Source organism: Pseudomonas protegens, from assembly GCF_013407925.2.
GTDB lineage: Bacteria > Pseudomonadota > Gammaproteobacteria > Pseudomonadales > Pseudomonadaceae > Aquipseudomonas > Aquipseudomonas fluorescens_AP.
The window spans coordinates 1,034,285-1,047,824 of sequence record NZ_CP060201.1; the positions used below are offsets into that span (position 1 = coordinate 1,034,285).

At 62.4% G+C, this 13,540-nt stretch carries 11 protein-coding genes and 1 tRNA gene; 6 read left to right on the plus strand and 6 right to left on the minus strand.

Annotated features, from left to right (window positions below; translation table 11 throughout):
• Nucleotides 1-45 precede the first annotated feature (45 nt).
• Nucleotides 46-2,061, minus strand: a complete 2,016-nt coding sequence (gene uvrB / locus GGI48_RS04840; RefSeq protein ID WP_016965550.1) for an excinuclease ABC subunit UvrB — start codon at nt 2,059-2,061, stop codon at nt 46-48.
• Between the two features lie 337 nt (nt 2,062-2,398).
• Here uvrB and GGI48_RS04845 point away from each other — a divergent pair, with 337 nt between their 5' ends.
• On the plus strand, nt 2,399-3,595 hold the full coding sequence (locus GGI48_RS04845; protein WP_179597274.1) for an amino acid aminotransferase: 1,197 nt from the start codon (nt 2,399-2,401) through the stop codon (nt 3,593-3,595).
• Nucleotides 3,596-3,724: 129 nt separating this feature from the next.
• Complete coding sequence (locus GGI48_RS04850) at nt 3,725-3,922, plus strand: hypothetical protein (protein WP_016965551.1); 198 nt, start codon at nt 3,725-3,727, stop codon at nt 3,920-3,922.
• 6 nt (nt 3,923-3,928) lie between these two features.
• On the opposite strand, the gene GGI48_RS04855 is transcribed toward GGI48_RS04850, so the two are convergent.
• On the minus strand, nt 3,929-4,162 hold the full coding sequence (locus tag GGI48_RS04855) for a hypothetical protein (RefSeq protein WP_047303100.1): 234 nt from the start codon (nt 4,160-4,162) through the stop codon (nt 3,929-3,931).
• 271 nt (nt 4,163-4,433) lie between these two features.
• Here GGI48_RS04855 and GGI48_RS04860 point away from each other — a divergent pair.
• From GGI48_RS04860 to GGI48_RS04870, 3 genes are all read left to right on the plus strand, one after another.
• Nucleotides 4,434-4,509 (plus strand) — tRNA-Asn (locus tag GGI48_RS04860).
• A gap of 604 nt (nt 4,510-5,113) precedes the next feature.
• On the plus strand, nt 5,114-6,271 hold the full coding sequence (locus GGI48_RS04865; RefSeq protein ID WP_179597276.1) for an MFS transporter: 1,158 nt from the start codon (nt 5,114-5,116) through the stop codon (nt 6,269-6,271).
• Nucleotides 6,272-6,370: 99 nt separating this feature from the next.
• Nucleotides 6,371-6,952 carry an SH3 domain-containing protein gene (locus tag GGI48_RS04870; RefSeq protein WP_179597278.1) on the plus strand — a complete coding sequence of 194 codons (582 nt, stop codon included), beginning with the start codon at nt 6,371-6,373 and terminating at the stop codon, nt 6,950-6,952.
• Nucleotides 6,953-7,014: 62 nt separating this feature from the next.
• Here GGI48_RS04870 and GGI48_RS04875 read toward each other — a convergent pair whose 3' ends face one another.
• From GGI48_RS04875 to GGI48_RS04885, 3 genes are all read right to left on the minus strand, one after another.
• Nucleotides 7,015-8,556, minus strand: a complete 1,542-nt coding sequence (locus GGI48_RS04875; RefSeq protein ID WP_179597280.1) for a nucleobase:cation symporter-2 family protein — start codon at nt 8,554-8,556, stop codon at nt 7,015-7,017.
• Between the two features lie 309 nt (nt 8,557-8,865).
• A complete protein-coding gene (locus GGI48_RS04880; RefSeq protein WP_179597282.1) occupies nt 8,866-9,687 on the minus strand; it encodes a hypothetical protein in 822 nt (273 codons plus the stop codon).
• Nucleotides 9,688-9,804: 117 nt separating this feature from the next.
• Entirely contained in the window at nt 9,805-10,629 is an 825-nt protein-coding gene (locus GGI48_RS04885; RefSeq protein WP_179597284.1) for an arylamine N-acetyltransferase, read from the minus strand.
• A gap of 450 nt (nt 10,630-11,079) precedes the next feature.
• Here GGI48_RS04885 and GGI48_RS04890 point away from each other — a divergent pair, with 450 nt between their 5' ends.
• Nucleotides 11,080-11,553, plus strand: a complete 474-nt coding sequence (locus GGI48_RS04890) for a GNAT family N-acetyltransferase (protein ID WP_179597286.1) — start codon at nt 11,080-11,082, stop codon at nt 11,551-11,553.
• A gap of 52 nt (nt 11,554-11,605) precedes the next feature.
• On the opposite strand, the gene GGI48_RS04895 is transcribed toward GGI48_RS04890, so the two are convergent.
• Nucleotides 11,606-13,177: a GGDEF domain-containing protein gene (locus GGI48_RS04895; protein ID WP_179597287.1), complete on the minus strand. Its 1,572-nt coding sequence runs from the start codon at nt 13,175-13,177 to the stop codon at nt 11,606-11,608.
• Between the last annotated feature and the right edge of the window lie 363 nt (nt 13,178-13,540).

A 13,540-nucleotide genomic window follows, 5' to 3' on the forward strand; every position in this document is an offset into this window, starting at 1 on the left:
GGCCTCTTCGCCGGCAAGCCGGCTCCTACTAGGGATCGAGTGGCGTTAGACGGTGAGCAAGCGCTCACGCAGCTTGGCGATTTCGTCGCGCATCTGTGCTGCGGCCTCGAACTCCAGGTCCCGGGCCAACTGGTACATCTTCTCTTCGAGCTGACGGATGCGCTTGGTGATCTCGCTCGGCGAGCGCAGTTCGTTTTCGTAGCGGGCACTTTCCTCGGCGGCCTTGGCCATGCCCTTGCGCTTCTTGCTGCGCGAGCCCGGCACGGTGGCGCCTTCCATGATGTCGGCGACATCCTTGAACACCCCTTTGGGGGTGATGCCGTTGGCCAGGTTGAAGGCGATCTGCTTGTCACGCCGCCGTTCGGTTTCGCCAATCGCCCGCTCCATGGAGCCGGTGATGCGGTCGGCATAGAGAATCGCCCGGCCATTGAGGTTACGCGCGGCCCGGCCAATGGTCTGGATCAATGAGCGCTCGGAACGCAGGAAGCCTTCCTTGTCGGCGTCGAGAATCGCCACCAGGGACACTTCCGGCATGTCCAGGCCTTCACGCAGCAGGTTGATCCCCACCAGCACGTCGAAAGTGCCCAGGCGCAGGTCGCGGATGATTTCCACCCGCTCCACGGTGTCGATGTCCGAGTGCAGGTAACGCACGCGCACGCCGTGGTCGGCCAGGTAGTCGGTCAAATCCTCGGCCATGCGCTTGGTCAGGGTGGTGACCAAGACCCGCTCCTCCACCGCCACGCGCTTGGTGATTTCCGACAGCAGGTCGTCCACCTGGGTCAGGGCCGGGCGCACTTCCACTTGCGGGTCCACCAGCCCCGTGGGACGCACCACCTGCTCCACCACGCGCCCGGCGTGTTCCGCCTCATAGTTGCCCGGAGTGGCGGAGACGAAGATGGTCTGCGGGCTGACGCCTTCCCACTCGTCAAAACGCATCGGCCGGTTATCCAGCGCCGACGGCAGGCGGAAGCCGTATTCCACCAGGGTTTCCTTGCGCGAACGGTCGCCCTTATACATGGCCCCGACCTGGGGCACGCTAACGTGGGATTCGTCGATCACCAACAGCGCATCCGCCGGCAGGTAGTCGTACAAGGTGGGCGGCGCGGCCCCGGCAGGACGGCCCGAGAGGTAGCGCGAATAGTTTTCGATGCCGTTGCAGTAGCCCAGCTCGAGGATCATCTCCAGGTCGAAACGGGTGCGCTGCTCCAGGCGCTGGGCTTCCACCAGCTTGTTGTTGGCGCGCAGGTATTCCAGGCGCTCCTGCAGTTCCACCTTGATCCCTTCGATGGCGTCCAGCAGGGTTTCCCGCGGGGTCACGTAGTGGCTCTTGGGATAGAAGGTGAAGCGCGGCAGCTTGCGGATCACTTCGCCGGTCAGCGGGTCGAAGGCGCTGATGCTTTCCACCTCGTCGTCGAACAGCTCGATGCGGATCGCTTCCAGGTCCGATTCCGCCGGGTAGATATCGATCACATCACCGCGCACGCGGAAGGTGGCACGGGCGAAGTCCATGTCGTTGCGGGTGTATTGCAGGTCCGCCAGGCGGCGCAGCAAGGCACGCTGGTCGAGCTTGTCGCCGCGATCCACGTGCAGAACCATTTTCAGATAGGTTTCCGGGCTGCCCAGACCATAGATGCAGGACACCGTGGTAACGATGATCGCGTCCTTGCGCTCCAGCAGCGCCTTGGTCGCGGAGAGACGCATCTGCTCGATGTGGTCGTTGATCGAGGCATCCTTCTCGATAAAGGTATCCGAGGACGGCACGTAGGCTTCGGGTTGGTAGTAGTCGTAATAGGAAACGAAATACTCCACCGCGTTGTTCGGGAAAAACGCCTTGAACTCACCGTACAACTGGGCGGCCAGGGTCTTGTTCGGCGCCAGCACCAGGGTCGGGCGCTGCACCTGGGCGATCACGTTGGCGATGCTGAAGGTCTTGCCCGAACCGGTCACACCGAGCAGGGTCTGGTGGGCCAGTCCGGCCTCGATGCCTTCGACCAGCAGGCGGATGGCTTCCGGCTGGTCGCCGGCGGGCTGGAAGCGAGTGACTAGCTGGAATTCGGACATAAACCTACCTCTGGGATCATTGGTGCGCGGCGATACCGTACAGGAACAAGAAAGACCGCGTACGACCCATGTCGCCGAGGAAAAAACCGGAATGAGCTGGATGTGGAGGCAGATACCACGGCTTTCAAGGTAAAGGTCTTACACCCGCTAACACCCGGAATGTTGCAATAAGACTAACGGTCGAAAAATAAAGCGAAAAACTTGTCGCAAAAGGTCAATCGGCTGTCGCCCCCCGCGATGATGGCCTCTATACTAGCTCCCCGTTTGTGCACCGCTCTAGTGCATTCGGCTGGAGCGCGACACGTCCCTCCACACTCCATTCAGAGCCGCCGTAAAAATGAGCCTGTTCTCCGCTGTCGAAATGGCACCACGCGATCCAATCCTGGGCCTCAACGAAGCATTCAACGCCGACACCCGTACCAACAAGGTCAACCTTGGGGTGGGCGTGTACTGCAACGAGGAGGGACGCATTCCACTCCTGCGCGCCGTTGTCGAAGCCGAGACAATTCGCGCCGCTCAACACGCTTCCCGTGGCTACCTGCCGATCGACGGCATTGCCGCCTACGACCAGGCAGTACAAAAGCTGCTGTTCGGCAACGACTCGCCCCTGCTGGCCGCTGGCCGCGTGGTCACTACCCAGGCCGTTGGCGGTACGGGCGCCCTGAAAATCGGTGCCGACTTCCTCAAGCAACTGCTGCCCAACGCCGTGGTTGCCATCAGTGACCCAAGCTGGGAAAACCACCGCGCGCTGTTCGAAACCGCAGGTTTCCCGGTACAGAACTACCGTTATTACGACGCCGCCACCCACGACGTGAACCGCGCCGGTCTGCTGGAAGACCTCAACGCCCTGCCGGCCCAGTCGATCGTGGTGCTGCACGCCTGCTGCCACAACCCGACCGGTGTCGACCTGAGCCCGCAGGACTGGAAAAACGTCCTGGAAGTGGTCAAGGCGAAAAACCTCGTGCCATTCCTCGACATGGCCTACCAGGGCTTTGGCGACGGCATCGACGAAGACGCCGCGGCCGTGCGCCTGTTCGCCGAGTCGGGCCTGACCTTCTTCGTGTCCAGCTCGTTCTCCAAGTCGTTCTCGCTGTACGGCGAGCGCGTTGGCGCCCTGTCCATCGTCAGCAGCTCCAAGGAAGAAAGCGCGCGCGTGCTGTCCCAGGTCAAGCGCGTGATCCGCACCAACTACTCCAACCCGCCAACCCATGGCGCAACCATCGTCGCCGCGGTGCTGAACAACCAGGAACTGCGCGCCCAGTGGGAGCAGGAACTGGCGGAAATGCGCCTGCGGATTCGCGGCATGCGCACCCAGATGGTCGACTTGCTGGCCAAAGGCGCCCCTGAGCACGACTTCAGCTTTGTCGGTCGCCAGCGCGGCATGTTCTCCTACTCCGGCCTGACCGTTGAGCAAGTGACCCGCCTGCGCAACGAGTTCGGCATCTATGCGCTGGACACCGGCCGTATCTGCGTGGCCGCGCTGAACCAGAACAACATCGACGCCGTGACCAAGGCCATCCTGCAAGTGATCTGATTCACCGCAGCGATACCCAAAGGGGAAGCCGACAGGCTTCCCCTTTTTTGTCGGCGCTGCGCCGTTCCCCTGCCTGGTCCAACAGCCTCTAGACTGTGACCCTGTATTCCCCTGCTGATCGAGAAACCGATGAAAGACGATGACCTGCGAGCTGACCGCGACGAACTGGAGCATTACCGGCCCCGCTCGCAGAAACGCGAGAAAAGCCTGGTCCTGCAAATTGCTCTCGGGGTGTTTCTCGGCGGACTGGCCTTGTGGCTGGTACAACTGGCAGCCAGCTCGCTGATGGCCAAACTGATGCTCGGCACCCTGACCTTCGGTGGCTGAACAGCCTCACCCCGTCAGTTCAACCAAGCGGTGGCTGGCGGCATCATCGAACGCCACGTACAACGCCTCGGCCACCTGGCTCTTGATGGCCTTGGCGCTTTCCAGTCCAAGGACAAAACCCTCGGCCTTGCCGCCGGCACGATTCAGATCAGGCGTCGAAGCGGCCTGGGTGATGGCGTCCAACAGCTTGCTGGCCTGAGGCCCCACCCCTTTGGGCAGGCTGATCTGCTCGATGCTCATGACAGCACCCCGCAGCGGGCGGCGAAAAACACGGAAGAAACCTGGGATACATCGAAGCGGATCATAAAGGCTTACCTATGCGGGCTTGAGGCCGGTAGCGCGTGGAACCACTTCCGGGCAGCCATGGTAGCCCCTATCGGATCACGTAACGGCCCGCCAGCTAATAAAACCCTCGAAGTCATGTCGGCCGATCATTCAGATCCTCGCCGCGCTGAAAAAAATCTTCATGACTTGTTGACTTCCCTTTTTGAATCAGTAAGATACGGCGCATTCCGCGATAGCTCAGTTGGTAGAGCAAGTGACTGTTAATCACTGGGTCCCTGGTTCGAGTCCAGGTCGTGGAGCCACATTCCTACACTGATTTGCCTCAAACCCTACAAGAGCGCTCTGCTCTTTCGGCCAATCAGCTAAAGCGCCTCCCCCCAATAAATTTCCTGATCCGCATGTCAGCCAGACATGCGGATGAAATGCTTTGTCGAGCCGAAAGACTCAGGCCAAGGTCGGGTTGCCTTGTCGCAATGGCCTGACGTAGGCTGTGCGCCTATTTTTCCGGCCAGTCAGACAACGATGTTCCTGCCAGCACAGTTCCCGTGCCTCTCCCCTTCGATGAGCCCTTCGGCAACCCTGGCCGTTGCCCAGCATGATTGCGCGATCAACCGTCGTCGTCGCAGCGTCCTGTTCGCCTTCACCTTCTCCCCGCACCAGGGCCATCGCTAACCGCGATTGAGCCCGGCGCCGCCACGCCACCTTGGGCGCCAGCTGTCGGAGCCGACTCGCCAGCGAAGACGCGCTGAAAAGCAACGCTTCAGTCAATCAGCGCTTCGCCAGCAAGCCAGCCCCAACGCCAAGGGCACAAGCCCGGCTCTCGCCCGTACCTCGGCGGATGCTGTCACGCCGCGTCCGCACACCTCTATTTTTCAGCGCCTGAAGTGCCGGGCGCGGGTCTTGAACATGAACAAAGCCTTGTTAGCCGCCCTGATCCTGGGCATTTCCATTGTCGGCCTGAGCATAGGCTCCACGGTGCCGATCCTCGCCCTGCGCCTGTATCAGGCCGGCGCTTCGAACAACCAGATCGGCATCATGTCGGCACTGCCGGCAGCGGGAATGATGCTCTCGGCCTTTATGGTCAATGCCCTGGGCCAGCGCCTGACCCGACGCCAGATCTATCTGCTGTGCTTCAGCCTCTGTGCGCTGAGCGTGGCCGCTCTGGAACTGCCCGACGCCAGTTTCTACAGCCTGGGCCTGGCCCGGGTCGCCATGGGGCTGGGTGCCGGGCTGATCATCATTCTCGGGGAAACCTGGGTCAATGAAATGGCCGAGGACGCCAGCCGTGGACGCCTGGTGGCGGTCTACACCACTTGCTTCACCTTCTTCCAACTGCTGGGCCCTGGACTGGTGTCATGGCTGGGCACCGAGGGGCCGGCGGTGCTGGCGATCGTCAGCGTCGGATATGCCATCGCGATTGCCGTGGTCTGGCTGACCCTGCCGCAGACAGATGCCGCGAACATCCAAGAGGAAAGCCGGAGCTTCTCGGTTCTGGGCTTTATCCGCATCGCCCCGGCCTTATGCGTGGGCATCCTGTTCTTCGCCTTTTTCGACAGCGTGGTGCTGTCGCTGTTTCCGGTGTACGCCGCCGGCCACGGCTACAGCATCAAGCTGGCGGCGCTGATGGTGACCATCATTCTCCTGGGGGATACGGCGTTCCAGTTTCCCCTGGGCTGGCTCTCGGACAAGCTGGGGCGCCCCGGCATCTACCTGGGTTGCGGTTGCATCGCCCTGCTGATCGGCCTGTGCCTGCCCCTGCTGATGAGCGCCCCCGGCCTGCTCTGGCCGAGCCTGGTCATCCTCGGGGCAGCGGCAGGCGGTATCTACACCCTGGCCATCGTGCTGATCGGTCAATCCTTCAGCGGAGCGGACCTGGTCACCGCCAATGCCAGTGCCGGCCTGCTCTGGGGCATCGGCAGCCTGCTGGGCCCTCTGCTCAGTGGGACCGCCATGAGCGGCGGCAGCTATGGCCTGCCCCTGACCCTGTCGGCTGCCGCCGCGGTGGTCGTGGGGTTTGCCTTGTCCCTGGTGCGCCAGGAGCAACTCGACAAAGTGGCGCAATAGTCAGGCGGCCGTCTGCCCACGCGGCCTCTGATCATTCACAGGCCGCGTTTTTGTCATTACCATCGCGCCCTTCGACGCCCCCCAACGGATACCCCTGCCATGGACCGAGCTCTGCGCCTTCTGCCTCTGTGTGGACTGCTGTCACTGCTGCCTCTGCCGGCCCTGGCCAGCCCAGCGGTGGATTGCGCCACCCTAAGTGACAACGCCTCCCTGGTGGCCGGCCAATACCGTCCGCCCCTGGAGGCCAAGGTCATCGGCGAAGGACGGCTGCACTTCCACAGCGGGCCCGACACCGCCTGCGTTAACAAGAAACTCTATGTAATCCCTGGCGACGGCCTGACGGTGTACGCCTCCAGCGACACTGGCTGGGCCCAGGTCATGTACATCGCCAAGGATGGCGAGGACTACAGCGGCTGGGTCGAGGAACAGCGCCTGCAGCTGGGCGGTCATTACGGCGGCCCACAACTTCCCAGCGAGGTCACGGCCTTTATCCAGCGTCATGAGGATTGCCTGCACTTTGCCGGCGAGGAGGCCTACGACGAAGAGCGCCGGGCCGAACTGGAGAAGGCCGTCAATGCAGTCTGTGTCGGCCATGATCGCCAGCTCGCCGCCCTGCGCAGCCAGTACCAGGACAACCCCGAGGTCCTGCAAGCCCTGGAGCCCCTGGAAAACCTCGAATAATCACGCCCCAATAAAAAACGGCGCCATCAGGGCGCCGTTTCTTCATGCCGCAACACCTGCACTCAATGCGTGACTTCGGCGCTGCCACGGGCATGGCTTGGCGCAGAACCGTCACCAGGCTGCGGCGAGGACTGACCCGAAACCTCAGCCACCAGCGGAACCTCATTGCCTTCGGCATCGTGCAGCTTGCCACCGCTGAAATAGTCGCCTTCACGCAACGCAGCAATGTCCTGGAAGCGCAGGCTGCGCTCGGTGCCGGCGACGAACACCGACTGCTGGTCGGAGTTGCCCGCGGTGAAGTGGTTGAACGCCAGGTTCAGCACGATCGCCATGATCGCCGAGGAACTGATGCCCGAATGGAAGATCGTCGCGAACCAGCTGGGGAAATGGTCGTAGAAGCTCGGCGCGGCAATCGGGATCATGCCGAAGCCGATCGAGGTGGCAACGATGATCAGGTTCATGTTGTTGCGGTAGTCGACCTTGGACAACGTGCGGATGCCACTGGCGGCCACGGTGCCGAACAAGACGATACCAGCCCCGCCCAGCACCGAGGTCGGCACCGCGGCAATCACCCGCCCCATGAAGGGCAGCAGACCGAGAATCACCAGGAACAGCCCACCGGTGGCGACCACGAAGCGGCTCTTGATCCCGGTGACCGCCACCAGCCCGACGTTCTGGGCAAAGGCGCTCTGGGTGAAGGAGCCGAAGATCGGCGCGATCATGCTCGACAGCATGTCGGCACGCAGGCCATCGCCCAAACGCTTGGAGTCGACTTTGGTGTGGATGATTTCACCCACCGCCAGGATGTCCGCCGAGGTTTCCACCAGGGTCACCATGACCACGATGCACATCGACAGGATCGCCGCGACATGGAAGGTCGGCATACCGAAATGGAAAGGCGTGGGCAGACCGAACATCGGCCCCTGGGTGACACCGGAAAAGTCCGCCATGCCCAGGAACACCGCAACCACGGTGCCAATGATCATTGCCAGGAGAATCGACAGCCGGGAAATCGCCGCACTGCCGATCTTGCTCAGCAGCAACACCAGGGCCAGCGTCAGGGCCGCCAGGCCGATGTTCGACATGCTGCCAAAGTCCGCCGCACGACTGTTGCCGCCCATGGCCCAGCGCGCCGCGACCGGCATCAGCGTCAGGCCGATGGTGGTAATGACGATGCCGGTGACCAGGGGAGGAAAGAACTTGGTGATCCGCGAGAACACCGGGGTGATCAGCAGACCGATCAGCGAGGCGGCGATCACCGCCCCGAGCACCGACTGGAAGCCGCCTTCCCCGGTACTGGTGACAATCGCCACCATGGTTGAAACACCCGCAAAGGACACCCCTTGCACCAGCGGCAGTTTGCAACCGAAAAACGGCACGCCGAGGGTTTGCAGCAACGTCGCCAACCCTCCCGCGAACAACGAGGCCGCAATCAACAAGCCGATCTCCGCCGGCGACAGACCGGCCGCCTGGCCGATGATCAAGGGCACTGCAACGATACCGCCGTACATGGTCAGCACGTGTTGCAGGCCATAGGCCATATTCGCGCCAATACCCAAATTTTCATCTTCGGGCCGTTGCTGTGAAACCTGGGGCGTATTCATGGTGTGGGGTTCCCTGTTTTTGTTATGCGCACACTGTATGCAACATCCAAGACAACTGTCCATAGGATTGTATACAGTTTGCCATTCGGGATTTATTTGACCCCCATCAACGGACACCCCGGGCAAAACCTTCGATTGCCTCCCCTTCACCAGCCTGAAAAGCCGCCCCAGAGCCATCGCTCAGCCGAGCAGCGGGCACCAGCGGCGCCCTCGCGCGCGTTGCTTCACGCCATTCCAGGGGTTGAAAAACAGGATGAAAAAAGCCGATCCGCTTGCCGGATCGGCTCAGGCCTCGCATCTGCGGAACAATTACTGGGCCGGAACCCGGATCTTGTACACATTAGGGGCAACACGGACCCACTGATCACTGACCAGCGGATAGACCTTGGTCCGCGCCGACAAGCGCAGCAATTGCGAGTTGATGGTGGCCAGGGTCTTGAGGTTGCCATCACGGGTATAGCTCAGCATGTTGTCCCGCAGATTGATGATGGTGTTCCAGGTGTCCGTGTTTTTGATGATGTATTGGGCGTTACGCTCGAACGCCTCACCCGGGTCATCATTGCGACCGTTTGGCCCAAGGAACAGGTTCCACGGCATCCAGGTGTAGAAGCCATGGAAGGTGTCCCAGCCCAGCGGCCGTGGCGGCACGCCGGCGTTGGCCCGCACCACGCCCCGGCCGATCTCTTCAAGCAGGGTCGTGGCCTGGTCGTAGTCGGCCTGTACCGCCGGGGTGACGTTGACCTGGTTGTCCCGCCCATAGCTGAGCAAGCGCCCGCCAAAGCCGTCCCAGAACCCTTTCAGCTCCTTGAGATGCCCACGCTGCACCACGGACATGTAGAAATCCCGCAGCTGGTTGTAGGCAATGATGTGATGGCGACTGACCGGTACGGTGTACGCCGCTCCGGCACCGGAAGCCGTGAGATCGGCGTTGTAGTTGTTCGACGGTGGATAGGGTGAACCGGCACGGGCGTCCATGCTCAGGTTGTAGTTGCCGTCGGGATTGGGCACGGCGTAGCTGGCGCTGGCCCACAGGCCGAGCACGACCAACAGGGCTGCGAGCAGCCCTGCCTGGAAACGTCTCAGCGATGCACCAGTGCTGTCGAGCAGGCTTGAACGGGGTGTTTTGTGCATGATTCTCTCCTTGAGAAATGACCGGCTTGCCGGTGCAGTCTAAGGAGCAGGCCCCTGCAGATTTAACCGGGAATCGATTCCGCGCCCGCCCTGGCGAGCACTGCAAAACCGGAAAAATCAGGACCCAAGCAATTGTCCGAGCGCCCGCCGCAGTTCGGGAGGGTTGGGCAGGCGCAAGGCGAACTCGTCCTGCAGCAGGCGCATCAATTCCCCGGCCTCGGTGATCTCCCGTCGCTCGCTGGGCTGCCCCATGCGATGCAGGGCGTAGCTGCCGTTGTTCAGCGTGCGGCGCACTCCAGGCCCTATCAGCGCGACTTTCAGTTGACCGAGGAAGGGCGAATCCGGGTGGGTGGAGACGTACCAGTTGCCCATCTCGTAATCCACATCGCCCTGCACCTGCAGATCGAAGACATAGAGAGCCCGCCATTGCTCCGCGACCTTGGCGCGCAGGGTGTAGCTGCCCTCGCGCCGGGTGATGCGATAGTGCTCATGGGGCGTGGCCTGCTCTTCTTCGGTGTCCAGCAGCAAGGGCGTGGTGGGCACCATGCCGCCAAAGCCGACGTCGGCGATGTAGCGTTGCCCATCCAGATGCACCAGGGTCAGCCGATGGCTGCGAGCGGTGAGCGCATCCTCCGGCCCTCCCATCACCACCCGCCCGGTGATGCCCCGGGCCTCGTAGCCCAGGTGTTGCAGCAAGGCCAGGAAACTCTGGTTGAGCTCGTAGCAGTAGCCGCCGCGCCCCTCGTGGAGAATCTTGCGCTCCACGGATGCCAGGTCGATGGGCACCGGCACCCGCAACAGGGTCGACAGGCTTTCGAAGGCAAAACGACAGACATGACGCCATTGCAACTCCCGCAGGTTTTCCAGGGTCGGCGCTGGCGCGCGCGGGTAACCGAGTTGCTGCAGGTACAGGTCAAAGTCCATCAGGTGCGGCTGGCTCATGCACAAATCCTTGAAATGAGGGTCGCCCAGGGTCGCAACCGACCCTGGCGGGTCGGCGCTATGTATAAGCCAGAAGCAGGGAATCCCGACAATAAATTCGATTGATATGTTTTATTGCCTTGCCCCTGGATTGCCCCTTGCCAAGCGCCAGGGACGACTCTGTAATAGTCCCCCTTCGAGTGGCAGCGTCGCTTCGGCAACGTCGAGGCCCAGCGCTTGGTGCGGGGCCATGCCCTTGCACATACGGCCCGGGGGCGGGTGCAGTGCATCACCGGTGAAATCTCGCGCTGCGATCCTGCGTCCCGGGCACGACAGCAAGGCATCATGCCCGATGGGCGCCCGCGTAAGTACGTGCGCTCTTGCATCATCGACGACGATCCGCCAGCACCTGCAACACTGTGTCAGCCGATCCTGAACCTTCAAACCAGCCCCCTTTACAAGGATGTAGCCATGCCGGTCGATTTCACCCTACGTCACGCTGAGCGCGGGGATGCGCTGTGCATCAGCGGCCTGGCCACCCAGGTCTTTCTCGACACCTACGCCACCGATGGCATGCGCAGCGACCTGGCACAGGAGGCCCTGAGCGTCTACGCCCCGGAGCAGTTCCGCCAGCGCCTCGAAGATCGCGCCAGGAGCCTCTGGCTGGCTGAACGCAACGGGCACCTGCTGGGGTTCGCGGAATTCAGCCGCCAGGCCCGCCCGCCGCTCCCGGAGTTATCCGATGCCGTGGAACTGGTGCGCCTGTACGTGCAGCGTCACGCGCACCGGCAAGGCGTTGGCCAGGCGCTTCTGCAACAGGTGGAAAGCCGGGTGGAAAACAGCGATACCCCGTGCCTGTGGCTCGCCGTGTGGTCTGAGAACCACCGGGCACAGGCCTTTTATCAAGCCCAGGGATATGCCTGCATCGGCCACACCGCGTATTAATTTGCCGGCAACGCCTACGCCAATCAGGTGTTCTGCAAGCGTTGGTAGCACCTCAACGATCGGAGCGCTGCAAGGGCTCCCCGGCGCGCGCCCCTGGCAATGCCATGACACGGTTGCGGCCCATGGCCTTGGCCTGATAGAGCGCCTCGTCCGCGCGCTCGATAAACATCTCGATACTGTCGCGCCCGGTGGGCACGAAGGCATAACAGCCCAGGCTGACCGTCACGCATCCCACCGGGGACCCGGAGTGGGCAATGTTGCGCTGCATGACACTGCAGCGAATCTGTTCGGCCATGGCCAGCGCGCCATGGATATCGGTATCAGGCAGCAACACCGCGAACTCTTCGCCGCCATAGCGCACCGCCAGATCGGCCTTGCGCTGGCAACAGCCCTTCAGGGCCTGGGCCACCTCCGTCAGGCAGTGATCGCCCGCCACATGGCCATAGGTATCGTTGTAGCGCTTGAAGTAATCGATATCGACCATGATCAGGCTCAACGGGCTGTGTTGCCGGGCACCACGACCAAATTCGATCATCAGGGAACGCTCGAACAAACGCCGATTGGCCAGGCCGGTGAGGCTGTCATGGGTGGCGATCACCTCCAGCGCCTCCTGGGCGTTGCGCAGGTCCGTCTCGATCCGTTCGTTGTTGCGCACCTGACTGACGAACACCCAACCGAACAGCCCCACCCCCAACAGCACCAGAGCGACGATGGCCGAGGATTGATAGGCCGAGGCGTACCAGCCCTTGAGAATCGAATCCTTGGAGTTTGCCGCGGCCACCACCAGCGGGTAGGCCTGCAACTGGCGATAGCCATACAGGCGTGTCACCCCATCCACGATCGAGGTGATCATGGCATTGCCGGCAGTGGCCTCGGGCAGGTACTTGCTGAAGATCTCGCCCCGGGCCAGGGACGCACCGATCTGCCGCTCCTCGAATGGCCGCCGCGCGATCAGGGTGCCATCGGACAGGGCCAGGAACATCGCGCCCCGCTCATCGATATTGAAGCTTTTGAAGAACTGATCGAAATACGCCAGCTTGATACCGGCCATCAGCACGCCCTGGAAATGGCCATCCTGGTCATTGATCCGGCGCGAGATGGGGATGATCCATTCACCGTTGGCGCGACTGCGAATCGCCGGGCTGATATGGGCTTGCAGCGAGGCGTTCTGCTGGTGAAAGCGGAAGTAGTCGCGATCGGCAACATCCTTGCCGTGGGGCGAATCGTTGAACGAACTGACCACCCACTGGCCTTGCTTGTCGTAGAGAAACACCCCGCTCAACTGGCTCAGGGCCTGCACCCGCCGGGCAAAGATCTGCTGCAGGCGCGGGCGCTGCCGTGGCCCGTCCCCCAGAGCCTGGATCCACTCGGACAGGCTCATCAACACCAGGTCGGCCTCCATGAAGGTGTCCTCGGCCTGCTGGGCAATGGCCCGGGTCAGGTTGGTGGAGTTGACCTCAGCCTGAGCCAGGTCATGACGCCAGGACTGCTCCAACTGCAGATACAGCAAACCGCACAGGCACAGGAATACCGTGGCAATGAAGGCCACCGCGGCCTTGAGCAGCGGCAGGCGCTTGAGGTTGCCGCCGGGGGCATGCTGAGGATCGTAGATGGGGACAGGCAATAGGGTCTTCCTGACGGGAAAGGCCTGGGCAACAAGGCGCATCCCCTGGTTGTTTTCGAGACTGGCGCAACGGCCAGCACCCTGCGAAGCATCATTTCCGTGACGTTTGAACACCGGCACGGCGCCCACGCAAGTGCACATGGCCTGCCCCACGCTGGGGTTATCGGCCGCAAAGGGCGATGCCTGAAGCGCGCACCGTCGACTGCCACAACATTCGGCAATCCGCCAAGACAGGACCGCCCTCCGCGCCCGATCCGCCCCAAAGCCCCCTGAACGCGCGAAACCGGGTATCGGGCAACGGCGGCGACGGTGCTCGGGCAACAGTGTACAGAGCCCGGCCAGCAGCCATTTTTTTGGGGGGCC

Bases quoted from the DNA above. Each gene is read 5' to 3' on its own strand.
- GGI48_RS04855 (WP_047303100.1), bottom strand. From the start codon at position 4,162: ATGAGCATCGAGCAGATCAGCCTGCCCAAAGGGGTGGGGCCTCAGGCC.
- GGI48_RS04850 (WP_016965551.1), top strand. From the start codon at position 3,725: ATGAAAGACGATGACCTGCGAGCTGACCGCGACGAACTGGAGCATTAC.
- uvrB (WP_016965550.1), bottom strand. From the start codon at position 2,061: ATGTCCGAATTCCAGCTAGTCACTCGCTTCCAGCCCGCCGGCGACCAG.
- GGI48_RS04870 (WP_179597278.1), top strand. From the start codon at position 6,371: ATGGACCGAGCTCTGCGCCTTCTGCCTCTGTGTGGACTGCTGTCACTG.
- GGI48_RS04880 (WP_179597282.1), bottom strand. From the start codon at position 9,687: ATGCACAAAACACCCCGTTCAAGCCTGCTCGACAGCACTGGTGCATCG.
- GGI48_RS04875 (WP_179597280.1), bottom strand. From the start codon at position 8,556: ATGAATACGCCCCAGGTTTCACAGCAACGGCCCGAAGATGAAAATTTG.
- GGI48_RS04885 (WP_179597284.1), bottom strand. From the start codon at position 10,629: ATGAGCCAGCCGCACCTGATGGACTTTGACCTGTACCTGCAGCAACTC.
- GGI48_RS04845 (WP_179597274.1), top strand. From the start codon at position 2,399: ATGAGCCTGTTCTCCGCTGTCGAAATGGCACCACGCGATCCAATCCTG.
- GGI48_RS04865 (WP_179597276.1), top strand. From the start codon at position 5,114: ATGAACAAAGCCTTGTTAGCCGCCCTGATCCTGGGCATTTCCATTGTC.
- GGI48_RS04890 (WP_179597286.1), top strand. From the start codon at position 11,080: ATGCCGGTCGATTTCACCCTACGTCACGCTGAGCGCGGGGATGCGCTG.